We start from the raw sequence: 25,878 nt of genomic DNA on the forward strand, positions 1-25,878 counted from the left end.
CCGAGCCAGGGGCCAGTGGCTACTTGGCTTCCTTCAAGCCGCGGGCGTAGTTGTCTGCAGCCTTGATGGCCTGAACCACGTCGGTGGGGGTGTATTCGCCGGGCATCTGCTTGAGGGTCTCGCTGTCGGAGCAGGCCAGCTCCGCGATGCGCATGAGGTCCTCGTCAGAGGCATCGGCCAGGTGGATTTCCTCCAGGGTGGTGGGCAGGCCAACGGACTGCATGAAGCCGATGAACTTGTCGGCCTCGTCCTTCGGGGCACCTTCCAGCATGAGCTGCACACCTACGCCGAAGGCAACCTTTTCACCGTGGGTCATGTGGTGGATGTCGCCGTCCAGTGCGGTGAAGCCATTGTGGATCGCGTGAACGGCAGCGAGGCCACCGTTTTCAAAGCCCAAGCCGGATAGCAGGGTATTGGCTTCGCAGATGTTCTCCAGGGCGCGGCTGGGGATGTGCTGTTCGGCGTCGCGAATGGCCTGGTGGGCGTAGGCGAACAGCGTCTCCTCGCACTTTTCCGCCAGCGCCAGGCCGGCCAGGGTGGGCCGGGCCGAATCGTCCATGCGCCGGGAGTTAGCGCGAGCGACGGCGCGTGCCTCCACGCTGGTGGCGAGGGCGTCGCCGATGCCGGAGATGAGGGTGCGCACTGGGGCGTTGGCGATCACTCGGGTGTCGATGGCCACGAGGTCGGGGTTGCGATCGTAGAAGAGGTACGAGTCAAACACGCCATCCTCGGTGTAGATCACGGACACGCGCGCAGTGGGCGCATCTGCGGACACAGCGGTGGGGAAGATGGCAACCGGCAGGGATGCGTGGTCGGCGACAGCGCGGGCAGTGTCGATGGTTTTGCCGCCGCCGAGGCCGATGATGACATCCGTGTCGCCCTGATCCGCAGATTCGGCGATGCGGTTGATCTCCTTCATGGAGGCCTCGCCGCCGAAGATCTCGTGGGAGGGGTTCATGCCGTCGTTCTTCAGAGATTTTTCCAGATTAGAGCCCGCGATATCCCACACCACGTCATCGGCGATGATGAGGGGATTGGTGCCGAGCGGCTTGAGGTACTGCGCTGCTCGGTCGATGAGGTCGATGCCCTGCACGTAGCGGGAAGGGCTGGTGTACATCTTGTCGACAGTCATGATGGTCCTTTCAGATTGAGGGGGTTTCGGTTGTTTCGAACCAGATTCGTGGTCACTTTCATCCACCCTAGCTAAAAATCTATGTATGCATCCATAAGCACTCTCTGGCCCCACTCGTGATTGAGTTCACTAGTATGGGCGCTATGGCTACTGAAGATGCACAGCACACTGCACAGCACACCGATGCGTCCGCCTCATCCGGTCGCATCCGGTCGTTCAAAAATGACCCAGCCAACTTTCTCGCGGAATCCCTCGGTGGTCTCGTTAATCACCACCCCGCTGCCGAATGGCACGATGAAGGCTTCCTGGGCCAACGAACCCCCATCGTCACGAAGGACGGCAAGCCTGCCGTCGCGGTGATCTCCGGCGGCGGTTCCGGCCACGAGCCCATGCACGCCGGTTTCCTCGGCGAGGGCATGCTCAACGCCGTCTGCCCGGGCCTGTTGTTTACCAGCCCCAACGCGGTACAAATCACCGAGGCCACGAACTGGGCCGATCAGGGCGCCGGCGTGCTTCACATTGTGAAGAATTACACGGGCGACGTCATGAACTTCAAGGTTGCCCGCCAAGGCCTCGAGGGCGAGGTTGAGACGGAGAGCGTGCTCGTCGCCGACGATGTCGCCACAGCTCTGAGCAGCGCAGATGATTCTGATTCTGATACAGACTCCAACGACGACGGCCCCGGCCGCCGCGGCACGGCAGCGACGATCCTCGTGGAAAAGGTCTGCGGCGCCGCTGCCTACCGCGGCGATGACTTGGCTTCTGTCGCCGCCATCGGCCGGGAGGTTGCGGAGAATTCGGCGTCGATGGCAGCGGCTTTGGCCCCGGGCTACCTTCCGACGTCGGGTAAAGACACCTTCGATCTCACCGCCGGTTCCATGGAGGTCGGCGTGGGTATCCACGGCGAGCGTGGCGTGTCTCGCGAGGAGACCACCACCGCTGATTCCATCGTGGATCGTCTGCTCGAGCCCGTCGTGGAGGACCTCGGCCTCGGCGACGGCGATGAGGTTATCCTCGTCGTCAACGGTCTCGGCGGCACCACCGACCTGGAGCTCAACCTCATCTTCGGCCAGGCACTTCAGTGGCTCGCCGATAAGCACATCATCCCCGTGCGCTCGATGGTTGGCACGTTCGTGACCAGCGTCAATATGCACGGTGTGTCCTTGACGCTCACGAAGGCGAGCTCCGAGGTGGTTGAGTTGCTCGACGCCCCAACGCAGGCCCCGGCCTGGCCGAAGTCCTTGGGGACTGGCACGGAGTTCTCTGCCGCACACCAGGTGTTCGAGGAAGATTTGCCCGATGAGGGCGAGGAGAACGAGTGGCTGACGGCCGTGGTGGAGCGGATTCAGAACGCCACGGATGACCTCACGGAACTGGATCGCCTGGCCGGTGATGGCGACTTCGGCCAGAACATGGATGCCGCTTTCGGATCGGTGGACCTGCCGCTGAAGGGCGAGGATACGGCGCTGCTCGACGGGCTGGCGCACCGGTTGTTTGTGCGCGCCGGTGGTACGTCCGGTGCGGTACTGGGCACGATGTTCCGCGAGATGGCTCGTGGCATGGATGGCTCCGATAACAGCCCCAAGGACCGCATTGCGGGCCTGAACAAGGGACTGAGCGCGGCAGTGGAAGCCGTCCGCGATCTGGGCGGCGCGAAGCCTGGCGATAATACGCTGGTCGACGCCCTCGTTCCGGCCGCGGAGAAGCTGGCGGAGATCGCCGACTCGGCGGAGAGCTTCGAGGATGCCCTAGAGCAGACCTACAAGGCCGCCGAGGAGGGCGCGCTGTCGACCCGCGAGATGGTTGCGACGAAGGGGCGTGCGTCCTACCTCGGCGATGCCTCCAAGGGCGTGGTGGATCCGGGTGCCATCCTGGTTTCGTGGCTGTTCGGTGGAACCGGACAGGTATCCGATTTCACCGAGTAGCTCGGCTCGCTGCGGCTTAGCCGTGCTTAGTTGTGCTTAGCCGCGGCGCTTGCGCCATGCGATGAGGCTCACGCCTGCAGCCGTGAATACGGAGGCTGCGGCGAGCAGAACCAGCACTGCATCGCTGGTGCCCGTGTTGGCGAGATGCGCGGAAGAGCTGCTGGACCCGTGGCTGCCATGGTTACCGTGGCTTGCCTGGGAGCCGGTGGACGAGCCCGATCCATGGGACGAGCTGCCGGATCCGCCGTTGCCGCCATGACCTGTGGGGTTACCGGGCTGAACCATGCCGCCGCCGTGGCCGGAGCCGGTACCGCCGCCGTGGCCACCGTGGCCGTTTCCGGAACCGCCATTGTCGGAGCCGCCGGAGCCATTATCGCCACCGTGGCCGTTGTCCCCTCCATTATCTCCGGAGCCGTCGCCGCCGTTGTCGGTTCCGCCACCGTGATCGCCACCGCCATCACCATCACCGTCGCCATCACCGCCGCCGGGCGTGGTTTCCGGCTTGCAATCAGGTAGATCGCCGGTGAGGTGAGCCGTGGCCTCCAGAACCTTGTCCTCCGGAGTATCGGCGGGCACCGTCTGACTCATCATGAGCACAGCGTGCGTCCCAGCGGGCATGTCGATGTCTGCGGTGATGACGTTGCCGTTGATCTCGATGTTCTCGAACTTCATCGTCTTGTCATTCGGCCGACCGTTGTCGGCGATGCCGAACGGGTGATCAGGCGCAATGTAAATGTAATCGCCGTTTTCGGCCGTGACCTTCGCGCCGGGCAGATCTGGCAGAGTGACGCGCAGCTTGCCGCCGGAAATGGCCTCATCGGTACCGACCGGTAGGCGCCAGTACAGCACGCCCGGATCACGCCAGTGCTGCATCTCCATGGCGCCACGAGTACCGGGGCTGATGTAATCCTTCACCTTCTTGGTGTAGCCGGTGTTGGAGTAGTCGTCCCACTCGGTATTCATGATGGCACCGGCGGTCCAGTCCAGTGGCCCGCACTTCGCCCAGTCGGTGTTGTCACCGTTCGTGGGCTCAAACGGGGGCTTCACGACGTCGCGGAGCGGCTGAGAGAACCGCGAGCCAATGTTCACCGGAGTTTGGTCCTCGGCATCGGAACGCGGAGTTGCGGTGAGCTGAATATCAACCGTGTCCAGGGACTTCGTCTCATTTGATTGAGGAACGGATACTAGGACGCGCCCATCGTTGGCTACCTTGACAGTCGCACCCTCAATCACCTCGTCCGTTCCGGGCTTGTAGACGATGCCGCTGAGGCGCTGGGCATCCTCCTCGCGGGCGTTGACCGTCATGCCGTTTGCGGCCAGCTTGTCGGACCGGGGGAGAACCTTGGCGGTCCCAGAAATCTCAATGGGACGGCACGCATTGGTCTCGCTCGTGAGGGGGACATAGGTGGTGTTCAGGGTTAAGGTGGACTTGGCGATCTGCGGATCGGCGGCCTTGAGGTTGCCATCCGGGCCATTGACCACCCACATGACACCCGCGCCACCCCAGCCGGAACCGGCCGGTGCGTTGTAGTCACCGAGATCGGCCGTGAACGAGTCATTCGCCTCAAGTGAAGTCTTGTCTGGGGTCACTTGCATCTTCACCGGAACGGTGAAGTGGGTACCCAATTCCTGGTTAGTCACCGTATAGGGGCCAGCTGCATTGCTGCTCTGCGTAAAGGTGGCGGTGGTGTTCTTGACGGTGCGGCCCTGGAGATTGAAAAATTTCACCCACGGTCGCCAGTTGACGGTTCCACTACCCGTGGAGAATTTCTGAATTCCGATGGAGAATTGGCGCGAAATAGATTGCGCATTCTGGCCATAATCCAGAGCGTTAAGATCCAAAGTATTGGACGTGGTCAGTACCGCATCGCAGCTGCTGGTTGTGCCATTCGGCGGTGACGTGGGCGCGGCAGCGGTCTGGGCCTGAGCGGTCGCCGGCAAAGCGATCGCGCTCGCAGCACCCAAGGCGATGCTAGAAGCGCAGGCTGCGGCCTTCTTTGCGGTCAGCGACCGAGTGAGGGATCGCAGAGCACCGGACGGGGAAGTGGCGGATGTGGGAGCCATGTGAAGTGTCCTCGGAAACGACGGGGAAAGGAACAAAAAGAAAATTGGAACAGTCGCACAGAAACGTCAGAATGGTCAGTGCTGACTACACAATAAAGGCCATAGCTCGAGGCTTCAACAGATATACAAATAGAACACTCGGAAAGGTCACCCGGGAGAAATGGGTGGCGTAAACAAAGAAAAAGGCTCTCCGGGCTGCACCACCGCCACCGAACACGGGTCAAAAGCACCACGATCGCTACCCGAAGAAACGGGGGGACGAGGAGCGATCGGGGTGGCGTCGAAGAAAAGAGGGGGGTGCAACAGGTAGAATGGGTTGGTCTGAACGCAAAGCAGAAAGGCTTCACACCCAGTGAGCGACGATAACAACGGCGGAGACAGCCTCTACGACCGTATTCGGCCTATCGATCTGCGCGAAGAGATGGAAAGCAGCTACATCGATTACGCCATGAGCGTGATCGTGGGCCGCGCCCTCCCCGAGGTGCGCGACGGGCTGAAGCCGGTACACCGGCGCATCCTTTACGCAATGTACGACTCTGGCTACCGGCCGGACCGAGGCTACGTGAAGTCCGCCCGCCCCGTTTCCGACACCATGGGTCAATTCCACCCCCACGGTGACAGCGCGATCTACGACACCCTCGTGCGCATGGCTCAGCCGTGGTCGATGCGCTACCCGCTGGTCGACGGACAGGGCAATTTCGGCTCCCGCGGCGACGATGGCCCCGCCGCCATGCGTTACACCGAGTGCCGCCTCACCCCGCTGGCGATGGAGATGGTCCGGGACATCCGCGAAAACACCGTGGACTTCAGCCCGAACTATGACGGCAAGACCAACGAGCCGGACATCCTGCCCTCCCGCGTGCCCAACCTGTTGATGAACGGCTCCGGCGGCATCGCCGTGGGCATGGCCACCAACATCCCCCCGCACAACCTCAACGAGCTGGCTGACGCGATCTACTGGATCCTCGCCAACCACGAGGCCGACGAGCAGACCACGCTCGATGCCTGTATGGCGCGCGTCAAGGGACCCGATTTCCCGACCGCCGGCCTGATCGTGGGCGATTCCGGCATCAAGGATGCCTACACTACCGGCCGCGGCTCGATCCGCATGCGTGGCGTGTGCACCATCGAGGAGGAGGGCAAGCGTCAGATCATCGTCATCACCGAGCTGCCGTACCAGGTGAACCCGGACAGCCTGGTGGCATCCATCGCCGAGCAGGTGCGCGACGGCAAGCTCAGCGGTATCGCGAGCGTGGACGATGAATCTTCTGACCGCGTGGGCATGCGCATCGTGGTCACGTTGAAGCGCGACGCCGTACCCCGCGTTGTCCTGAACAACCTGTACAAGCACTCGCAGCTGCAGACGAGCTTCGGTGTGAACATGCTGTCCATCGTGGACGGTGTGCCCCGCACCCTGCGGTTGGACCAGATGCTGCGCTACTACGTGGATCACCAGATCGATGTGATCGTGCGCCGCACCCAGTTCCGCTTGGACGAAGCCGAAAAGCGCGCCCACATCCTGCGTGGTCTGGTGAAGGCCCTCGATGCTCTCGACGAGGTCATCGCCCTGATCCGCCGCTCCGCCACGGTCGACGTGGCCCGCGAGGGTTTGATGGATCTGCTGGATATCGACGAGATCCAGGCCGATGCCATCCTGGCCATGCAGCTGCGCCGCCTAGCCGCCCTGGAGCGCCAGAAGATCATCGACGAGTTGGCCGAGATCGAAAAGATCATCGCCGACCTGAAGGACATCCTGGCTTCCCCGGAGCGCCAGCGCGAGATCGTGCGCTCCGAGCTGGAAGAGATCGTGGAGAAGTACGGCGATGAGCGCCGCACGCAGATCGTCGCCGCCTCCGGTGACGTGTCCGAAGAGGACCTCATCGCCCGCGAGAACGTGGTGGTCACCATCACCTCTACCGGCTACGCGAAACGTACGAAGGTGGACAGCTACCGCAGCCAGCGTCGCGGCGGCAAGGGCGTGCGCGGTGCCGAGCTGAAGCAGGACGATGTGGTGCGCCACTTCTTCGTCTGCTCTACGCACGACATCATCATGTTCTTCACCAACTTCGGCCGCGTGTACCGTCTCAAGGCCTTCGAATTGCCGGAGGCTACGCGCACCGCTCGCGGCCAGCACGTGGCGAACCTGCTGGAGTTCCAGCCGGGTGAGCAGATCGCCCAGGTCATTCAGATCCAGTCCTACGAGGACGCCCCATACTTGGTGTTGGCCACGGCTCACGGCCGCGTGAAGAAGTCCAAGCTGACGGATTACGACACGGCCCGGTCCGGTGGCCTCATCGCCATCAACCTTAACGAGGGCGACCACCTGGTTGGCGCGCAGCTGTGCACAGCCGAGGACGATCTGCTGCTCGTTTCCGAGGAAGGCCAGGCGATGCGCTTCACCGCCGACGATGAGACGCTGCGTCCGATGGGCCGCGCTACCGCTGGCGTAAAGGGCATGCGCTTCCGCGAGGAAGACCAACTGCTTGCTCTGACCGTGGTTGCGGAGGATTCCAGCCTGTTCGTGGCTACCTCCGGTGGCTATGGCAAGCGCACCCCGATGGAGGAGTACCCCTCCAAGGGCCGCGGTGGCTTGGGTGTTGTGGCATTCAAGTACAACAAGAAGCGCGGTAAGCTCATCGGTGCGCTGACGGTCAGCGAGGATGATGAGATCCTCGCAATGACTTCCGCCGGCGGTGTGATCCGCACCGAAGTCAAGCAGATCCGCAGCACCGCACGCGCCACGATGGGTGTGCGTTTGGTGGATCTGGCTGATGACGTGGAGCTGGTCGCCGTTGACCGTAACGTTGAGGAAGAGGCTGAGGTTTCCGCTGAGGAAGCTGCAGAAGCCGCAAAGGGTTCCGGTCAGCTCGATACTGATTCCAAGTAGACAACCTGAGGCACAATCATGACGCACCAGACTCCGATGCCATCGGATAAGAACTCCGGTGACGCGTCTCCTGCGGAGACCTCTTCGGTGACGCCACAACGCCCCTCGGCCAACGCTCAGTCCGGGAGTTCCACGGATTCCTCGGCGGGCGGGGCTCGCGGAGGCAGTGCTAGCGCGGGCAGTGGCGCAGATGCGGACACGACTCAGGTCATGCCCGTGCAGAAGGGCGCCGAGCAGTCTTCCGGGGCTGCGAGCCAGGGCGCTGGGCAGAAGTCGGCTCAGGGAGCCGCGAAGAATTCCGCACAGAAGCCGGCACAGAAGCCGGCGACGGTGGGGTCAGGCAAGAACCCGCGTAGCGGCCAGCAGGCTCAGAAGCCCCGACAGGCGGCGACTGGTGCGGCTGCCCAGGGTCAGGCTTCTAGCGGCGCCTTGGTGGACGTGGACCGTGCTATCACCCACATTGATCCGGTCAGCGCGTTGAAGATGGGCTTGGTGTTCAACCTCGCCCTGTTCGCCGTGTGGTTCGTGGCGATGGCACTGATCTACATCGTGCTGGGTAGCGCTGGCGTGTGGGATCGGCTGAACAGCCTTGTGGCGGATCTCACTGGTTCGGACGGCATGACGGCCGGACTCTACTTCGGTGCCGTGGTGGCACTGGGGCTCGTGGAGGTTGTGGTCTTTACTCTGCTGGCTCCGGTAGTGGCGCTGATCTACAACTCCGCGGCTGCGCTTTTTGGTGGCGTGCGAGTTACTCTCGACCGGTAGTCTTTTTGCCTTCTGACCTGCTGATTTGGTGAAACACAGGGCAGTAGGTAAAGTTTCTACTCGTTCGACGGGCCTATAGCTCAGGCGGTTAGAGCGCTTCGCTGATAACGAAGAGGTCGGAGGTTCAAGTCCTCCTAGGCCCACCATTCGAACAACAATTTTATATGGGGCATTAGCTCAATTGGTAGAGCATCTGCTTTGCAAGCAGAAGGTCAGGAGTTCGATTCTCCTATGCTCCACAGATAAAACAATAGGGCCGTTCTTTCGAGAACGGCCCTACTTTTTGTGCGTGCTGGCGCCCGCAGTCCGCCCATAGTCCGCTACCCGGTGCGCCTCCTGAGTGCCGTGTACGAATGCCGTGTTCTGGCCGATCCCGCTCCGCAAAAGCCCAGGTGGTCAAATCTGCTACCTCACAGAACACGGCATTCGCACACGACGCGGCGAACGAAGCACCGCGAGAGCCACGAACAGCCGTACTAGCATGGTCACCACACATGCAATTTTGGCGCAAAAACAATATCTCGGCGCCACCATTGCCACCATTGCCAACATTGGTGCGAGACTGCCTCGAGAACTGCCTCAAGACCGCCTCGAGCCCCTACCCAACGACCCCACACCACCGCAGGAGCCCACCGTGCTGAACCCAGGCGACACTTTTACCAAGCACTACACCATCCACCCCGGTCATACGGTTCGAGACATCTTCCCCGAAGCCGGCGAATTCGCCGACATGCCGGACGTCTTCACCACCGGCTGCCTCGTTGCCCTTATGGAGTGGTCCTGCATCGAGCAGCTCAGCCCGCACCTCGACTCCGGTCAGATCAGCCTGGGCATCGCCATGAACATGACGCACGACGGCCCGTGCACCACCGGCACCGAGCTTGACATCCACTGCGAAGTCACCGCAGCCAGCGCCCGCCGAGCGAGTTGGAATGTCGAGGTCCGCACCAGCCGCGGCGGAGTCCTCATGGGCACCGCCACCCACACTCGCGCCATTGTCGACCGAGCCACGTTCAGTTCCACCGTCGACCGTCAGGTCGCCACAATCGGTGGCCAGTACCTCGAGCATCCCTGATGTCGGTTTCCCAACCTTTTTCGACGCCACCCCACGCCTTCCTCCCCCTGCAGAACAGCGAGGGTGTTGCCGCGGGTTCTGCTCCGAGGTTGTCTCGCACGTCAGTAAACTAATCCCCGATCACTGACACATCATCCTCCCCCACGAAGCGAGACCCATGGTTAAACATCAACAACTCCTCTTCGGCAACGGATGGGTTCCGGGAGTCCGGACCTCATCCCTCTGGCAGAGGTTCTGGGCGCCTTTTTGGATGGTGCCCATCGCCATTAGCGTGGCATCCGTGGGCCTCGCCCTTCTGCTGCCGGCCATTGACGGCCTGGTCGCCAACGAGATTCCGCTATTTTTCCACTCCGGCGCCTCCGGTGCCCGCAGCCTGCTGTCGACCATCGCCTCGATCACCATCTCGATCACCGGCCCAGTCTTTTCCATCACCTTGGTGGTGCTGCAGCTAGCCAGTAGCCAGTTCACGCCGCGCATCTTGGGCTCGTTCCTGGAAAGCCGCGTAACCCAGTTCTCCCTGGGCATGTTCGTGGGCACCTTCCTCTACGCGCTGACCGTGATGCGTTCGATCCGCACCGATCCGGACTTCGTGCCGCAGCTAGCTACGTCCTTTGCCTTCTTCATGGTGGTGGGCAGCATGGGCATGTTCCTGGCGTTCATCCGTCACATCGTGCTCTCCATTCAGATCTCCGAGGTGATTTTCCGAATCCAGCTCTCCGGCATTGAATCGCTCAACAACGTGATGCCGGAAGACCAGGCGGAGGTCGATAACATCACCCGGAAGCCGTGGCGCCCGGATGAGGAAGAGTCGGTACGCGACGTGTACTACGGCGGTCGCGGTGGGTACATCTGCGAGGTCAACTACAACAAACTCATGTCCTTCGCACACAAGCACGGCGGCGTGCTCGAGGTGCTCTATCCCGTGGGCCACTACGTACCCTGCAACCAGGTCATCGCCCGGTGGTTCGGACCGAAGGAGCTCGACGGGGTCGATGACCTCAGCGAAGCGGTCACCGAGCTCATGTCGTTCAACCGCGAGCGCACCATCCGACAGGACTTCTCCTTTTCTATTCGCCAGCTCGTGGACATTGCCGAGCGCGCCCTATCGCCCGGCGTGAACGATCCGACCACGGCAATCCAGTGCATTAACTGCATTCAATCCCTGTGTCGGGTGATGGTGACCCGCCGCGTGCCCAGTAACTACCTCAATGATGACGATGGTGAGCTCCGTGTGATCTACCAGCCGCAAACTGTGGAGGAAAACCTGGAACTTGCCGTGGTGGAAATCGCCCACTGGGGATCCACGGCCGTGCGTATCGGCCCCGCTCTGCACACGATGATCAACGATCTGCGCAGCGTGGCGCTACCGGAATACCAGCAGGTGCTGGATCGGCTGGACAACGTCATCGACGAGAAGATGGACAATCCCGTCGAATAATTCACCCAAAATATCTCGCATGACCGACTGGAAATAACCCGCTGAACTGCATGTTCTTAGAATGTGATACGCATCACATACTCTTTTTAGAAAATTTCCGTGACGATTTCTCCACTGGTCTCGTCTTCATAGTGTCCCTGCCAAACGGGGTTGCTTCCACGAAAGACGGAAGCAAAAAGCAAGCAAGAAGCTATGAAGCAACAATCCACTACGGAACCGGATACAACCGGATCCGAGCTCAAGGAGTTTTCCATGTCTGACAAGAATCTTCCCCAGACCGGTGCACAGCAGCAGCGCGAGGCAGCCAAGAAGGCTGACGAGCAGAAGGACAACAGCAAGGAGCTGCGCGGCCCGCTGCAGACCGAGCGCGGCGTAACCACCATGGAAGACACCGTGGTCGCCAAGGTCGCCGGCATCGCCGCCCGCGAGGTTCCCGGCGTGTACGACATGGGCAACGCTGCCCGTCGTGCGTTCTCCGCAGTCACCGACCGCATCCCGAACTCCAAGACCAACGTCACCGGCGGCATCAGCGTGGAGAAGGGCGACACCCAGACCGCCATCGACGCCACCGTTGTCATCGAGTACGGCGCATCCGTCGTTGAGGTCGGCGACAACATCCGCGAGAACATCATCGACCAGGTCGAGTCCGCCACCGGCCTCGAGGTCATCGAGGTCAACGTCAACGTGGTTGACGTTCACCTGCCGGAAGAGGATAACGACGACGACTCCTCCCGCAAGAACAACGAACTGCAGTAAAGCCCACCGCAGTCAGTCCTGAGTCGGTCATCCGCGGCCTTCGGGCCCGGTACCCGACTCCTTTTCATCAAGGAGTAACCATGAAATCCTCTCAATTCGCTCTGCTCATCGGCCTGATCCTCGGCATCGTCGCAGCGTTCGGTGGCTTCGGCCAGTTCTTCCTGGTCCTCGTCTTCGGCGCATTGGGTCTGGCCGTGGGCCTGGCACTGGAAGGCCGCATCGAAGTTCGCGGAATCACTGATCGCCGGAAGGACTAACCATGACAGCCACCCAAAACCCGACCACCTCGAGGGGCGCGACCACCGTCTCAACCAAAGTGGTCGCCCAAATGGCGGAACAAGCCGCCTATGAGGTTCGGGGTGTGGGCTCAGACGCCGGAGGCGTCCTCGGCATCGGTGCCCGCAAGGACTTCCACTCCCGGCCCAAGGCTGATGTAGAGATCTACGGCAACACCGTTGTGCTGCGCATGAACGTAGGCCTCGCATTCCCCACGCCGATGAAGACCGCGCTCACCGAGCTGCGCCAACACCTCACCCAGCGCATCGAGTACTTCACCGGGCTCACCGTGGGCCGCATCGACATCGACATCTCTTGGCTCAACGCCGAAGCACAAGGAAGGAGGGTTCTGCAATGAGTTCAACCCCCAAGGGTTCAGAGCTTGACAGCCTGACCAAGAAACCATCACGCGTGGTTCCAGTGACCATCTTCGCCCTCCTCCTCGTGGCCGCCGGAGGCTTCGGCATCTGGCTCCTCGGCACCTACGCCGCCACCGGAAACTGGCCCCAGCCAGCAAGCAACGCCATTAACACCGTTGCCGGCACCCAGCTTTCCGACCCAGCAGTCATCGCCATCGCAGCCGCAGTGGCGGTCCTCGGACTGATCTTCCTCATCGCGGGCATCACCCCGGGCGACAGCCCCAACCGCGAGGTGCTGGATGATGAGATCCCCGGACAGACCGCAATCTCCCGCCGCGACCTTGCCGGATGGGTGCAATCCAAGGTGGAGCGGGTTGACGGTGCGCAAAGCGCCTCCGCCACCATGAACAAGAACACCCTGGATGTCCACGTTCACACCCCCATCGACAACACGGATGCGGTGCGGCGTCGGACGGAAAAGACAGTCACCCAGGCACTGGAGGACTTCCGACCCGCCGACAGCATCAAGCCACGGATCCGCGTTATCCGTACTGACTAACCACCTGTGTCCATCTGAAAGGAACCATCATCATGCGGACCATATCCGGCGGACGCAACCGAACAGTACTGATCCTCGGCGGACTGCTGCTCATCGTCGCAGCGGCGTGGGTGCTGGCATCGGGACTCAACCTGCCGCAGCAATGGAAGGAATCCGAGCGATTCCTCGCGGACCACAACTCCACCATCGGCGACATCGCCTCGGCACACCAGTCCTGGCTGCTGCCAACCGCCATCGCCGTGACCGTTGTGCTGGCCATCGTGGGCCTGCTCATGCTGTTCGCGCAGATCCCCACCGCGCCGTCGCGCAACCAGCTTCGCTTCGCCGACGAGGATGACCAGCTCCTCGGATCCCTCGATCCGGACGTGCTGGATCGTGCCCTCGAGGAGCGACTCGAAGATATCGCCGGTATCAACGATGCCAGCGTACGCATCGGTGGCACCACCGAAGCACCATGGGTCCAGGCAACCATCGACGTGGATTCCAACGCCGAAGTAGCCTGGGTAGTCAACGCAGCGCGTACCCGCCTGCGCAATGACATCGCCACCGCCACCGAAGCAGAGCCCACCAGGATTGACCTCATGGTGGAGCTCAGCACACACGGATCCTCCCAGTCCACCAAGGTGGCCGAGGTTGGATCCGAAAGGGTAACTCAGGGTTAATTATGACCACGGATGCTGACCAGCGATTCCTCGTCCTGCGCGCGCAGGACGGGGATGTTGGCGCGTTCGAAAAACTCGTCGACCTCCACCAAGGTCGACTTTTTCGTATCGCCTACATGGTGCTACGCGACCGCTCAGACGCCGAAGACGTAGTGCAGGAAGCACTTCTCACCGCCTGGCGCCGCCTGCACCTCCTCAGTGACCCCGATGCATTCAGCGGTTGGGTCTCCACCATCGCCAGCCGCGCAGCCATCGACGTCACGCGCCGCAACGAGCGCCGCGCCACAGACGCCACCACCAACGACGACATCGACCTTTCTCACTCCAGCGACTCCGTGGGGTCCAGCGCAGGGTCCGGGCGCGAACAATCCCAGGACTCCGCCGACTCCGCCATGGTGAACGCACAAATGGAGGCACTCGCCGGGATTCTGCAAACACTGCCGCCCGAGCAGCGCACCTGCTGGGTGCTTCGGGAAATCGACGGAATGAGTTACCGCGAGATCGCCGTGATCGTTGACGCCACCGAATCCACCGTGCGCGGACGCATCGCCCGCGCCCGCACCCAAATCGTTGAACGCATGAAGGAGTGGAGATGACAGCCACCAAGCACAACACCGAGCGCAACGATGACCAAGACACCCAGCGCTACCTCGACCTGTTGCGCTCCGTCACCAAGGAATGGGAGGAACTGGAAGACAGCGGCGATGAGTCCGTGCAACTGTCCTCCAGCGCCCGATCCACCATCCGCGAGTCCGTCCGAGCGGCAGCCCGCCACGGCTCCCAGATCGACCTGGGCGCCACGCAGGAAGGCCCGTTCACGATGTCCGAGCTCGCGCTGCGCACCCTGATCCGGGGGGCGGTCGACCGGGTACCGGGCGCGCAGTCTTTGAAGACTCGTGTTGCCTACCCCGATGCCGCTTCGAAGAGTCGCGTCAAGGCCGCACCGGACATTGTGACCTGCATTATCGCGGTGTCTATCGACATCGTGCCGGGCAGCGGCAAGGCGGAGATACCAGATCTGCAGCGCGTCGCCGGCACTGTTGGCGACGCGGTACGGGAAGAACTCACCGATAGCGTGGGCCTCGATGGCGTTAAGGTAGACGTGCACATCGCCGACCTGTACTACAACCAGAAGGAGGCTTCGCTGCATGACTAATCCCACCCGCACGGGAGCGGATGCAATCAGCGCCGCCTCCCTAGTGAAACTCGTGGAATCCATCCCCGGCGTGGCAGGCATGGAAGCCGGTGTGGTCTCCACCCTGCGTGCCATCGACGCCCGTATCCGGCGACGCAACGGCGACCAGCGCGCCCGCTACGGTTTGGTCATCGACCACGAACAACACCTCGTGACCGTCGAGGTGTCCCTCAACCACGGCACCCGCGTGCTCACGGTCGTGGAAAAGATTCAACACGCGATCAAAGACGCGTTGCGGGATGCTTTATCCGACGCCGCTACGGACTACACCGTCTTGGTGCGGGTCCAATCGATGAGTTAGCAGGCCGCGTCACCGCTTCGAAGTCGAGGAGCCATTTCTTGTTATCGAGCCCTCCCGCGTAACCGGTGAGTGCGCCATTGGCCGCCACCACCCGATGACACGGCACGATGATGCTGATGGGATTACGCCCCACCACTTGGCCCACCCTGCGGGCCAGGTTCTTGTTTCCCAGCTGAGCGGCGAGCGCACCGTAGGTGGTGGTCTGCCCGTAGGGGATCTCCCGCAACAAAGCCCACGTGCGCTGGCTGAACTCGGGACCTACCGGCGCGAGCGGGAGGTCAAACCGGCGGCGGGTGGCGTCGAAAAACTCGGTGAGCTGCACCGATGCCTGCTCGAGGACGGGTACATCAGCGAGTGACACAGCGGAGCCAAGGGCATCCGCAGCGGGGCGATGCGCCTGGTTGGCGAGGTACACGCCAGTTAGCGCGCCGGGTTCGCGCGCGGTGTCGAAGGTAAGCGCGGGGGAGGTGTCGGCGACCAGCGTCAGCGGGCCGAGGGGGCTGGGGATCTCCGCGTGCACGAGTGCGGGGTCGGTCGGGGGCATGGCACCAACGCTACCGGCACGTGCGCCGGGCATGCGCACACCGCCACCGGAGGCCCATAATGGAGGCATGCGACTTCCTGGGCTATCAACGGTGCTGCGCGTGGCCGCTGGTGCGCTGGATGTGTACGTGGATCTGTTTCCCGGCGTGCGACTAACCAGGCGCAAGATCGTGTCGCCCAGCATGGGGGCGGGGATTCTCGGCGCGGAGATCGCCACATGGAACGCGCTGGCGCCGTCGCTGCTGCCGCACCCGTGGTGGGCGGTGGCTGCGAACACGGCGACGTCGCAGGCCGTGGGGCATTTCAACGGCACTCTTGTCGCGGCGGTGTTGCGCAAATTGGGCGTGCGCAATCAGGAGCGGTTCACCCAATCTTCACTGAGCACCCCGCACCTCGTGGCGGCGCTCATGACGGCTGCTTTAGCTGTGCGTTCCTACCGATTGCAGGGGCAGTCCGCGGAATTGGTGCGCAGTCAGCGCCACGGGGCGCGGTCGGCTGCCGCCGGCATCGCCGTGGGCACCATCGGCTACGGCGGGTTGTTAATTGTGGGGGAGGCCGTGCAGGGGTCGTATTCGTTGACGAATCGATCTCTGCGCCGGGTGTTTCCCGCGCCGCTGGCGATGTTCGCTTCGGCTATTGCGCTGGTTGCGGCGGGTTTTGTGGTCTCGGATAAGGTGCTACTTCGGGCTGTGCTGGAGCGACTGTCGGCCTCGGCGGAGCAGGTGAACCGGCGGGTCTATGACGGCTTTCAGCAACCCTGGGAGCCGGAGCGGTCCGGGTCCGTGTGGTCGTACGAAAAGTGGATTTCTTTGGGTGCCCAGGGGCGGGTGCTCGTCGGTGGGGGGCCGCGGGCGCGGGATATCCGTGACGTCCTCGGCGTTGAGGAAGCGCCCGCCAGTGATTACACGCCCGCCGACCCCATCGAGATCCGCGAGCCGATCCGCATCTACGGCGGATTAGTTCCGGGCCGCTCCTTGGAGACCATCGTTCACATGTGCATCCGCGAGATCATGCGTACAGGCGCGCTGCGCCGCAGCGTGATTGCGATCCACACGTCCACGGGCACGGGTTGGGTACCGGATTGGCAGGTGGACACGGTCGAGTTCCTCACCGGCGGCAATTGCGCGACCGTGACGATGCAGTACAGCTTTGTGCAGTCCCCGATTGCGTACATGATTGACCGCGATACTCCCGCCCGCGCCGGGCAGCTGCTCATCAATGCTGTGTTGGAGCTCATCGAGGACATGCCTGATCCGCCGAAGGTCTTTGTGGTGGGCGAGTCCCTGGGCGCGTATGGAACGTGCAGTGCGTTTCGCGATGGCGATGAATTGCTGCGCCGCGTGGATGGCGCGGTGTTGTCTGGTGCGCCTCGGTTCACGCGCATCATTCGCTCGTGGACGCACCAGCGTGAGCATGGTTCGCCGGAGCGGCTGCCGGTCGTTGATGGTGGCAGGCACGTGCGGTTCGTGGCTCATCCGGATCACCTGCGCCGTGATTGGCGGGGGAGGGACTACGAGCACGAGTGGGAGTCTTCCCGAGTAGTGGTCGCGCAGTTCCCGAGCGATGCGATTGTGTGGTGGTCGCCCGAGCTGTTCTACCGTCAGCCGCAATGGTTGCGGGAGCCGGGGTCCCGCGGGGTGGCAGCCCCGCCGACGCAGCATGTGGACGTGGTTGATGCGCTGTGGTGGGTACCGTTTACGACGGGATGGCAGGTGGCGCTGGACATGCTGACGGCCAAGCATGCCCCCTCAGATCATGGCCATAATTACCGCGCCATCATGGTTCCTATCTGGCGAGATGTGCTGGGTGATGCGGTGAAGGTTCATTACACCCCGGATCTGGAACGCCGCATCGTGGAGTGGATCATGGCCCATTCGCGTGATACGCGGCAGGGCCCGGATCGTTTTGCGTAGTGCTTTTTCTTTCTTTCGACGCCACGACGGGCACCCCTTCCGTCAAGCATGTGGCCGTCCGCTAGATTGAGCGCATGAACTATCCCCTCGAAACGGTATTGCTGGCTTTCGGCCTGACTTTGTTAGCCGGGTTGAGCACGGGCTTGGGTGGTGTGATTTCCATTGCTAAGCGCAATCCGGGGCCGCAGTTCTTGGCGGGCTCACTGGGCTTTTCAGCGGGTGTGATGCTGTATGTCTCCATGATGGAGCTGGTTCCCACGGGCATTGAATCGTTGGCGAAAAATTGGGAGGAAAAGCCTGCCACATGGGTGGGCGTGGGGGCATTTTTCGCAGGTATCGCGGTGATTGCCGTGATTGACCGGTTGGTGCCGGAGCCAATGAATCCGCATGAGCCAGATGCCATCAGCGATCGGCAACGCAAGCAGCGCCAGGCGGCGATGATGAAGACCGGAACGCTCACTGCCCTGGCCATTGGTATTCACAATTTCCCGGAGGGCTTCGCCACGTTTGTTGCTGGCCTGGAGGATGCGAAGGTGGCGATCCCGGTGGCTGTGGCCATCGCGATCCACAATATTCCGGAAGGAGTGGCAGTGGGCGTGCCGATCCGTGAGGCCACGGGTTCGCGACGGAAGGCTTTGGTGTGGTCCACGGTGTCCGGGCTGGCCGAGCCGGCCGGGGCGCTGTTGGGCTTCCTGTTGTTGATGCCGTTCATGGGGCCCACAACGTTGGGTGTTGTGTTCGCGGCAATCGCGGGCGTGATGGTGTTTATCAGCTTGGATGAGCTGCTCCCCGCGGCGGTTGCCACGGGCCGGCATCACACGGCGATTTATGGGCTGATTGCGGGCATGGCGGTGATGGCGCTGTCGCTGCTGATGTTCCTGTAGTTAGTGGCAGCTGCAGTTTGGCGCCTCAGAGCTATCATCGATGAGGGTGCTTACTGGCTGCACGCATGTTTCGCCGCCCCAGGCTTCCAGACCTTCGCGGATGGCGAAGCCTGCGATGATGAGCGCGGCGATGGGATCAGCCCACGACCAGCCGAATGCTGCGTTGAGGACCAGTCCTACGAGCAGTGCTGCGGAGAGGTAACTGCACACCAAGGTTTGCTTGGAATCTGCCACAGCGGAGGCGGACCCCAGTTCCAACCCTGTGCGTCGCTCGAACCAGGACAACGCGGGCATGATGATCACGCTGGCGATGGCCAAGCCAATGCCGACTGGTGAGTGTTGTGCCTGCTCACCGGTTACCAGTGCAGATAGTGCCTCGAAGCCGACCCAGGCGGCTAGAGCGAAAAATGCGAACGCGATAAGCCGCAGCGCGGGCTTCTCGCGCCGCTCGGGATCGGGGCCAGCGAACTGCCACGCCACCGCTGCCGCCGAGAGCACTTCTACCGTCGAGTCGAGCCCAAACCCAAAGAGAGCTGCGGAACCCGCTGACCGGCCGGCGATGATGGCGATGAGAGCTTCCGCCACGTTGTACGTGATCGTTGCGGCGACGATGATGCGGATACGCCGCTGCAGCGTGAGCTTCCGTTCGGTGCTGAGAATCCTCGGGTCGGCGGTGGTTCTAGGGCGTTCCGAGTTTCCAGCCTGGGGGTTTAAGGGTGTGGTCATAGCTTCTCCAGCAAGGTGTCTGGGTTCATGTCCTTGGGTCTCGATGGGGTGGGTGACCTGTGAAGTAGTTTACGAGCCTATGTTGCTGCGTCTTCGACGACCTGCTGATGCACTTGTTAAGGGAGCGCGGTGGCATGGCGCGGATGAACCTTCTCCGGGGAGATGACGAGTGGGGGAGCAACCTAAACGAGCTTGGGTATATTGTCATGTTCAATTGTTGCGTAAGGAGCCAATAGGATGACGTTGAATAGGCCGGGGCCGGTGGTGCTGGGGTTGAGTGCGCTGTATGGGGCGACGTTTGTCGTGGTCCGGTGGTTGTGCGAGGGGACACCGTTTAAGTTTTTGGGTATGGGGATCTAACCACGTACAACCCGTCGGGGAAGCCCACTAACCAAGAGAATAATAGCTAGCGTCGGAAAGAAATAAATAGGCGAAGCCGCTGTTATCTTTCTATTGAGAAAACTCCGAGGTCAATTCACATGCAAGAAGTGCTACTTATCTTCGCCGAGGTCGCCCTCGGCCTCCTTCCAATAATGTTATTAGCCGTGTGGTTCTGGAAGAGGAAACGAGGCAAAGCGAAATTCGATATGCAATTCTTTGACGGCTGGGTTGGAGGTACACCACCTACACAAGTTGCCAAGAGAGAATCGACCACATTTCGCGACCAGTTTGAAAGCGATGAGTGAGCTTCTCGTTAAGCGGCAATGTCGAAGAATACGAAATCGGCTACAGACCAAGCAGCCGCTCCCGCTGCCCTAGAGGCTTCCCAGCATTTTTCCGGGGTTCATGATCCCCCGCTCGTCGATCGCGTCCTTCACCTGCCGGTGCAGCCTGCGGGCGCCCTCATCCAGCTCCCTGGGGAGCCACTCCTTCTTGAGGAAACCAACGCCGTGCTCGCCCGTGATTGTGCCGCCCAATGAGAGTCCCAGTTCCATGATCTGGCCGAATGCCCTGGTGGCGGCGTCGCGAGAGGACGGATCGTGGAGGTCGTAGAAAATCGCGGGGTGCGTGTTGCCATCCCCGGCATGGGCCACCACACTGATGATCACACCGGTCTCGGCCCTGATCTCGTCCAGGCGCTCAAAGAACTCAGGCAGCGCAGACCGCGGAACGCACACATCGTCCAACAACTGGCCACCCCCATGCGCCCGAGCGAACGTCTCAAACGACGGCTGCACCATCCGCCGCGTCGCGATGAGATCCTCCGAATCCCGCGGGTCATCGCTCACCGCTACATCTAGCGCAGAGTTCGCCTCCGCCACGCGCGCGAAAGCCTGCACATCGGTAGGAGCATCCGTTCCGTTCGATTGCATAATGAGCATGGCGCCCACTGTGGCGTCGAGTCCAAAATCCCCAAAGCCATTCAACATCTCAATGGTCGTGGCATCCATCAGCTCCATGAGCGAGGGCACCACACCCTCCGCCATGAACTGCGACACCGTGCGGGCAGCGGCGACCTCGTTCGGGAAGGTGGCCACGGCCGTCAGCGGTGCCGACGGCAGTGGAATCACCTTCAACGTGGCCTCCACAATCACCCCCAGCGTGCCCTCTGATCCAACGAACAGCGAGCACAGATCCAATCCCGCCACACCCTTCGCGGTCTTGCGGCCCAGCCGAGTCAGCGTGCCATCGGGGAGAACCACCCTAATCTCCCGGACGAAATCGTGCGTGACCCCATACCGCACACAACACAAACCCCCGGCGTTAGTGGCGATGTTCCCGCCGATGGTGGATAGCTTCACGCTGCCCGGATCTGGCGGGTAGAACAGCCCCTGCGGTGCCAGCGCATCCTTGAGGTCTTGGTTGATGATCCCCGGCTGCACAGTGACCACGAAATTCTCCGCATCCACGTGGAGGATGCGATTCATCGCCGTGACGTCTAGCAAGATCGACCCCGGCGAGGCGTTAGCGCCACCCGAAATGCCCGAACGCGCCCCTTGCGGTACCACCGGGATGTGATGGGCGTGCGCGAAGCGCATGGTGGCCTGCACGTCCTCCACCGACTTCGCGCGAACCAGGGCGATCGCGCCTGCACCGGGACAGTCGGGCGCCTCATCTGTGCTGTGCGCGGCGAGGATATCCGGGTCCGTGACTACAGCGCCGGGGGAGAGTGCGGGGACCAGCGCGGTAGCGAGTTCCTCGAGGACCTGCGGCGCGGGCTGCTGCGGCGCCGACTGGCGTGGATTGCGGGTATGAGCTGCCATACCCTCCAGCGTAATTGACCCGTGAAACTTACTGGTGAGCCACCGGGAACATCGCAGCACGCGAATCGTTGCTGCTGATCACGCGCTTGCCGAAGGGGAAGCACGTGACCGGGATGAGCTTCAGGTTGGTCCATGCCAGCGGCAGGCCGATGATCGTCACAGCCTGAGCCACGGCGGTGAGAACGTGGCCGATGGCCAGCCACAGGCCAGCCACGATGAACCAGACAACGTTGCCGATGGTGGACAGGCCCGTGGGGGACTTCGTGGTCACGACCTCGCGGCCGAACGGCCACAGCACGAAACCGGCGATGCGGAAGCTGGCCAGGCCGAACGGGATGGTGACGATGAAAATGCAGGCCACCACACCCGCGAGCACGTAGGCCACAAACAGAGCCAAGCCGGCGGTGAGCAGCCAAATGATGTTGAGGACAAATTGCAGGATCTTCATGGTCTTCAGTGTAGACCTCCGCGCCTGTCAGGGAGCACGGAATTTTTCGACCAGCTGTATTTTCTGCCAGCCGCGCGGGCTAGCTGAATTCCAGGTAGGCCCCCAGCGCATCGAGCAGCGCAGAGGCCTTCACCAGCGTCTCCTCGAACTCCGCCTCCGGATCGGAATCCGCCACGATCGCCCCACCCACGCCGAAGCTCGCCCGTTGGCCGTCATCCACCAGCGTGCGGATCGTGATGCTCAGATCCCCAGCCCCAGTTGGCGATAGCCACCCAATCGCGCCGGAATACAGCCCCCGCGGCATGCCTTCCAGCTCCGCGATGATCTCCATCGTCCGCACCTTCGGCGCGCCAGTCATGGATCCGCCGGGGAAGCAGGCCACCAGCAGATCCACCACCGAGTGGCCCGGGGCCAACTGCCCTTCGATGGTGCTCACCAGTTGGTGCACGTGAGAGTACGTTTCCACATCGAAGATCACCGGCACCTGTACGCTGCCCGTTGTGCATACGCGGCCGATATCGTTGCGCAGCAAGTCCACGATCATGAGGTTTTCCGCGCGATCCTTCGGGTTGCCCCGCAGCTCATCTGCGATACGCGCATCGGCGGCCGGGCTGGTTGCGCGCGGCCGCGTTCCCTTGATCGGCTTGGCGCTGACATGCCCGCCCGCGCTGACCTTGAGGAACCTCTCCGGCGACGCCCCCAGCACCCGCACATCCCGTTCCCCCTCGGACGTACCGGGGAACCGGGCGAACACTCCATACGGCACGGGGCTCACCGCGCGCAGTCGCTCGAAAGCGGCGAGGTAGGGGTCGCGTTCTGTGGGTACTGCGGTCTCTGTGGCCTGCGTGGCCTTCGTGGCCTCCAAAGGGACAATGTCCGCGATGCTTGGGCCTATCGCGGTGTTGGTCAGGCAGATCTCGTAGGAGTCGCCCGCAGCGATGTACTCCAAGCAGCGATTGATGTTGTCCAGGTAGCGCTGCTTGGACTGCACGAAGCGGAAGGGAACATCCCGGCCCGGTTGCATGGGGCGGTAGTCACTGCGAGGGGACGGTGCAGGGACGGAATCGCGCAGGCGAGCGTCCGTGGCATCCAGCCAGTCCTGCTGCTCTGCGGCGGTGGCTGGGTTGGCCTCATCTGTGAGCACCATCAGGTGCGTGCCCACACCGTGCTCAATAACGACCGCGCGGGTCGCAAAGATCAGCGCCGCATCCGGTGCCTGGGGAAGGTCCGGGGCGCCCTGCGCCGAGCCCACCCCGTGCGCCGGCTCGATAAGATGTCGCAGCTCATACCCCCACGCGCCCACCCACCCCAGGGCGAATTCACATGGCCAGTCCTCCGGTACCGCCAGGTCGGTATCGCCCAGCGCCACACGCCGCGCTACGTGGGCGAATAATCCACCGTTTCCTCCGGGCTCTCCGGGCTTTCCGACCGTATAGCGGAGATACTCCGCGCCGGGTCCGCTGGCATCGCAGAGGATAGAGAATCGACCCGCACCGCCGTGCCCCTGGTGGTGACCCTCCTGCTGGTCACTCGAGGAGGAATCGAGCCAGATGGCGGGCGTGGTGGCGTCGGAAAAAAGGGTCCGCCACACCACAGCTCCCGGCACCTCAATGGGAAGGGTGCGGAAGGCGAGGCGAGGGCGGCGGAATGCGCCCGAGGCGGGGTTAGGCATCACGCAAGGCATCATCACCCGCGGAGTGCTGTGGGCGCAAACTCCCGCGCGCCGACGCTAGTTCGGCTTAGAGGCGGTGGCGGCCACCGTCAACATCGTCGGCCTTCTCGCCAGCCTTGTCGGCAGCCTTCTGAGCCTTGTCCTCGGCCTTGTCGGCAGCCTTCTGAGCCTTGGACTCAGACTTGTCAGCGGTCTCGTGAGCCTTATCCTCAGCCTTATCAGCAGCCTCGGTGGCCTTGTCGGCAGCCTTATCGGCGCCCTTTTCCACCTTCGCCTGAGCCTCAGCAGCCTTCTCCTGAGTCTTGTCGGCGATCTTGGCGGCTGCGTCCTTCACGGCCTCGGCAGCCTTCGGAGCCTGTTCCTTGACCGTATCCGCAGCCTCGGATGCCTTGTCCTTGGCCTTGTCGGCCTGAGCGGACGCCTCGGACTTGGCCTTATCGGCCTGCGCAGAAGCCTCAGCCTTGGACTTCTCAGCAGCACCGGTGGTCTTCTGGGTGAAGTCCTGAACCTTCGGGGTGGTCTGCGGAGCGGGCTTCTTGGAGGAGCGCAGGTATGCAACCACGGCACCGGCCAGAGCCAGCAGCGCCACGAGCGTCCACTTCTTCTTGCCGCTGGACTTCTGCTGCTTCTTGAGCTTCTTCTGAGCCTTGGCAGCAGCCTTATCCTGGGTCTTCTGGATCTTCTTATCCAGCTTCTTCGCGCGCTTCTGAGCGTCCTTCTGCGCACCCTTGAGGTTCTTGCGGGCCTGCTTGCGAGCGGCCTTAGCCTGCTCACGGGCAGCCTTGGCCTTCTTGGCGGCCTGCTTGCGGTACTTCTTGGTGGCCTTCGCAGCGTCGTCCTGCTTGTCCTCGACGGTCTTGCGCAGGTCAGACGCCACATCCTGGGTACGGCTCTGAGCCACAGCCAGCTGGTCGCGGCCGAGCTCGAGGGCATCCTGGTAGGTGTTCGCAGCGTGCTTCTTGGCTACCTTGGCGCGCTTCTTGAACAGCTTGGACTTCTTGTCAGCGTTCTTGCGCAGCTTCTTTTCCAAAGCCTTGGTCTTCATATTCAGCTCCTTTGTTGAATTATTCTTCTCGCTATTATCCGAATTTTTATCCGACGCCGCTACGTCGCCCACACCCGCCACGCCGTACGCGGCGAGACCAGTGGTGGCCATGTCGGCGGCGTGAACCGTAGAGGGCCCATGAGCAGCAACGGAGCGCTCGTGCTTACGAGCTGCTGCGGCGGCGCGTGCCTTGCGCAGCGCTTCCGCCGCACCGTCTTCCTCACGCATGCGTTCAGCAACGGCCTTGATGTGGGCGGGGGAGTTGGCGACCACGGCAGCCCGGTCCTCAGCGTTCAAACTGGTGCGAAGGGCGTGGATGGAATCGAAGTCCTCCAGTTTTTTCTTCTCCTTGCGCTGTTTCAGCGCCTGGCGGGCCTGCTTGGCGCCGCGCAGAGCCAGCTTGAGGGTGGTGGGGTTCATGTGGTGTGCGCTCCTTACGTAGCGGTGTGCATGGCCGTGCTTGGCCGTCAGTTAGCCGTCACTGAACCGCGTGGGGCTTCTGATAGAAGTTCTGTACTCATCAGTTCATTACTAGTTTAGGCAAAAAAGTGATCGTGGGGTGGAGTTTCCACCACAGGCGTGCGGTATTGGCTCGGTATTAGTGCGGTATTCCCGAGGCGTCCGCTGGTGCGGTAGATTTTCCAGCGTCAGAGTTACGAGGCCAGAGACGAGCAACAAGACTGAGGAGACCCCGCCATGACGAACGATGAGCAGCACCGCGCCCCCGTGACCAAGAAGGTCAAGAAGAACGATATCGAGATCCACTTCGGCCGGGAAGAACTCATCATCAGTCAGCGCTACGAGCTGCTGAGTATCGTCAACGACATCATGCTGGGCCTGTGGTTCGCCGTTGGTTCGATACTGTTCTTCAAGGAATCCAAGGTGACGATCGGAACGTGGTTGTTCCTCATCGGCAGCATTCAGATGCTCATCCGACCCGGGATCCGCTTGGCCCGCCGCATCCACCTGCAGAACAGGGGAGTGGTCAGCCCAGAAAACACCATGGGCTTCTAAGCGCCAGATCTCAACAGCCACCGGAATGAATAGTC

At 62.2% G+C, this 25,878-nt stretch carries 24 protein-coding genes and 2 tRNA genes; 18 read left to right on the forward strand and 8 right to left on the reverse strand.

Going from position 1 to position 25,878, the window contains the following annotated elements; genetic code table 11:
• Window positions 1-19: 19 nt before the first annotated feature.
• On the reverse strand, window positions 20-1,132 hold the full coding sequence (locus tag LA343_RS02035; RefSeq protein ID WP_025401702.1) for a glycerol dehydrogenase: 1,113 nt from the start codon (window positions 1,130-1,132) through the stop codon (window positions 20-22).
• 143 nt (window positions 1,133-1,275) lie between these two features.
• Here LA343_RS02035 and dhaL point away from each other — a divergent pair, with 143 nt between their 5' ends.
• Window positions 1,276-3,057 (forward strand): dihydroxyacetone kinase subunit DhaL, encoded by a 1,782-nt coding sequence (dhaL, locus tag LA343_RS02040; protein WP_081737385.1) that lies wholly within the window; start codon window positions 1,276-1,278, stop codon window positions 3,055-3,057.
• Between the two features lie 36 nt (window positions 3,058-3,093).
• Here the strand turns inward: dhaL and LA343_RS02045 are convergent, their stop codons facing one another.
• A complete protein-coding gene (locus LA343_RS02045) occupies window positions 3,094-5,121 on the reverse strand; it encodes a hypothetical protein (RefSeq protein ID WP_025401704.1) in 2,028 nt (675 codons plus the stop codon).
• Window positions 5,122-5,473: 352 nt separating this feature from the next.
• Here LA343_RS02045 and gyrA point away from each other — a divergent pair, with 352 nt between their 5' ends.
• The 14 genes from gyrA to LA343_RS02115 all read left to right on the forward strand — a co-directional run bounded on the left by gyrA (window position 5,474) and on the right by LA343_RS02115 (window position 15,394).
• On the forward strand, window positions 5,474-8,008 hold the full coding sequence (gene gyrA, locus LA343_RS02050) for a DNA gyrase subunit A (RefSeq protein WP_025401705.1): 2,535 nt from the start codon (window positions 5,474-5,476) through the stop codon (window positions 8,006-8,008).
• An 18-nt stretch (window positions 8,009-8,026) separates the two neighbouring features.
• Complete coding sequence (locus tag LA343_RS02055) at window positions 8,027-8,773, forward strand: DUF3566 domain-containing protein (protein WP_025401706.1); 747 nt, start codon at window positions 8,027-8,029, stop codon at window positions 8,771-8,773.
• A 69-nt stretch (window positions 8,774-8,842) separates the two neighbouring features.
• A tRNA-Ile gene (locus tag LA343_RS02060) sits at window positions 8,843-8,919 on the forward strand.
• 20 nt (window positions 8,920-8,939) lie between these two features.
• A tRNA-Ala gene (locus LA343_RS02065) sits at window positions 8,940-9,012 on the forward strand.
• A 263-nt stretch (window positions 9,013-9,275) separates the two neighbouring features.
• On the forward strand, window positions 9,276-9,848 hold the full coding sequence (locus LA343_RS02070) for a thioesterase family protein (RefSeq protein WP_224209199.1): 573 nt from the start codon (window positions 9,276-9,278) through the stop codon (window positions 9,846-9,848).
• Between the two features lie 250 nt (window positions 9,849-10,098).
• Entirely contained in the window at window positions 10,099-11,286 is a 1,188-nt protein-coding gene (locus LA343_RS02075; protein WP_052337486.1) for a DUF2254 domain-containing protein, read from the forward strand.
• Window positions 11,287-11,538: 252 nt separating this feature from the next.
• Entirely contained in the window at window positions 11,539-12,042 is a 504-nt protein-coding gene (locus LA343_RS02080; protein ID WP_025401709.1) for an Asp23/Gls24 family envelope stress response protein, read from the forward strand.
• 80 nt (window positions 12,043-12,122) lie between these two features.
• Window positions 12,123-12,299 (forward strand): hypothetical protein, encoded by a 177-nt coding sequence (locus LA343_RS02085; RefSeq protein WP_025401710.1) that lies wholly within the window; start codon window positions 12,123-12,125, stop codon window positions 12,297-12,299.
• 2 nt (window positions 12,300-12,301) lie between these two features.
• Window positions 12,302-12,676, forward strand: a complete 375-nt coding sequence (locus tag LA343_RS02090; protein WP_025401711.1) for an Asp23/Gls24 family envelope stress response protein — start codon at window positions 12,302-12,304, stop codon at window positions 12,674-12,676.
• Window positions 12,673-13,236 carry a DUF6286 domain-containing protein gene (locus LA343_RS02095; RefSeq protein ID WP_025401712.1) on the forward strand — a complete coding sequence of 188 codons (564 nt, stop codon included), beginning with the start codon at window positions 12,673-12,675 and terminating at the stop codon, window positions 13,234-13,236. The genes LA343_RS02090 and LA343_RS02095 overlap by 4 nt, the downstream gene beginning before the upstream one ends.
• Window positions 13,237-13,268: 32 nt before the next feature.
• Window positions 13,269-13,898 carry an Asp23/Gls24 family envelope stress response protein gene (locus LA343_RS02100; protein ID WP_025401713.1) on the forward strand — a complete coding sequence of 210 codons (630 nt, stop codon included), beginning with the start codon at window positions 13,269-13,271 and terminating at the stop codon, window positions 13,896-13,898.
• Window positions 13,899-13,900: 2 nt separating this feature from the next.
• A complete protein-coding gene (locus LA343_RS02105) occupies window positions 13,901-14,494 on the forward strand; it encodes an RNA polymerase sigma factor (RefSeq protein ID WP_025401714.1) in 594 nt (197 codons plus the stop codon).
• Window positions 14,491-15,054, forward strand: a complete 564-nt coding sequence (locus tag LA343_RS02110) for a hypothetical protein (protein ID WP_025401715.1) — start codon at window positions 14,491-14,493, stop codon at window positions 15,052-15,054. Before LA343_RS02105 ends, LA343_RS02110 begins: the two co-directional genes overlap by 4 nt.
• Complete coding sequence (locus tag LA343_RS02115; RefSeq protein WP_025401716.1) at window positions 15,047-15,394, forward strand: Asp23/Gls24 family envelope stress response protein; 348 nt, start codon at window positions 15,047-15,049, stop codon at window positions 15,392-15,394. The genes LA343_RS02110 and LA343_RS02115 overlap by 8 nt, the downstream gene beginning before the upstream one ends.
• On the opposite strand, the gene LA343_RS02120 is transcribed toward LA343_RS02115, so the two are convergent.
• Complete coding sequence (locus LA343_RS02120; protein WP_224208157.1) at window positions 15,351-16,007, reverse strand: methylated-DNA--[protein]-cysteine S-methyltransferase; 657 nt, start codon at window positions 16,005-16,007, stop codon at window positions 15,351-15,353. The genes LA343_RS02115 and LA343_RS02120 overlap by 44 nt on opposite strands.
• On the opposite strand from LA343_RS02120, the gene LA343_RS02125 reads away from it, so the two are divergent.
• Together LA343_RS02125 and zupT are read left to right on the forward strand one after the other, a co-directional pair.
• Entirely contained in the window at window positions 16,006-17,850 is a 1,845-nt protein-coding gene (locus LA343_RS02125) for an alpha/beta-hydrolase family protein (RefSeq protein ID WP_224209200.1), read from the forward strand. The genes LA343_RS02120 and LA343_RS02125 overlap by 2 nt on opposite strands.
• Window positions 17,851-17,924: 74 nt before the next feature.
• A complete protein-coding gene (zupT, locus tag LA343_RS02130; protein WP_025401719.1) occupies window positions 17,925-18,734 on the forward strand; it encodes a zinc transporter ZupT in 810 nt (269 codons plus the stop codon).
• On the opposite strand, the gene LA343_RS02135 is transcribed toward zupT, so the two are convergent.
• The 5 genes from LA343_RS02135 to LA343_RS02155 form a co-directional block, all read right to left on the reverse strand.
• Window positions 18,735-19,460 (reverse strand): cation diffusion facilitator family transporter, encoded by a 726-nt coding sequence (locus LA343_RS02135; RefSeq protein ID WP_025401720.1) that lies wholly within the window; start codon window positions 19,458-19,460, stop codon window positions 18,735-18,737. It lies immediately after the preceding gene.
• Between the two features lie 755 nt (window positions 19,461-20,215).
• The gene (locus LA343_RS02140; protein WP_025401722.1) at window positions 20,216-21,664 is read right to left on the reverse strand and encodes an FAD-binding oxidoreductase; all 1,449 of its coding nucleotides are present in this window, start codon (window positions 21,662-21,664) and stop codon (window positions 20,216-20,218) included.
• 28 nt (window positions 21,665-21,692) lie between these two features.
• Window positions 21,693-22,112, reverse strand: coding sequence for a YccF domain-containing protein (locus tag LA343_RS02145; RefSeq protein ID WP_025401723.1), 420 nt, complete (start codon window positions 22,110-22,112; stop codon window positions 21,693-21,695).
• Between the two features lie 79 nt (window positions 22,113-22,191).
• Complete coding sequence (locus LA343_RS02150; RefSeq protein WP_025401724.1) at window positions 22,192-23,784, reverse strand: anthranilate synthase component I family protein; 1,593 nt, start codon at window positions 23,782-23,784, stop codon at window positions 22,192-22,194.
• A 67-nt stretch (window positions 23,785-23,851) separates the two neighbouring features.
• Window positions 23,852-25,249: a hypothetical protein gene (locus LA343_RS02155; RefSeq protein WP_025401725.1), complete on the reverse strand. Its 1,398-nt coding sequence runs from the start codon at window positions 25,247-25,249 to the stop codon at window positions 23,852-23,854.
• A 276-nt stretch (window positions 25,250-25,525) separates the two neighbouring features.
• Between LA343_RS02155 and LA343_RS02160 the strand changes: the two genes are divergently transcribed.
• Window positions 25,526-25,843: a YrhK family protein gene (locus LA343_RS02160; RefSeq protein ID WP_052337487.1), complete on the forward strand. Its 318-nt coding sequence runs from the start codon at window positions 25,526-25,528 to the stop codon at window positions 25,841-25,843.
• Window positions 25,844-25,878: the final 35 nt, after the last annotated feature.

It is taken from the genome of Corynebacterium falsenii (assembly GCF_020099275.1).
GTDB classification, from domain to species: domain Bacteria; phylum Actinomycetota; class Actinomycetes; order Mycobacteriales; family Mycobacteriaceae; genus Corynebacterium; species Corynebacterium falsenii.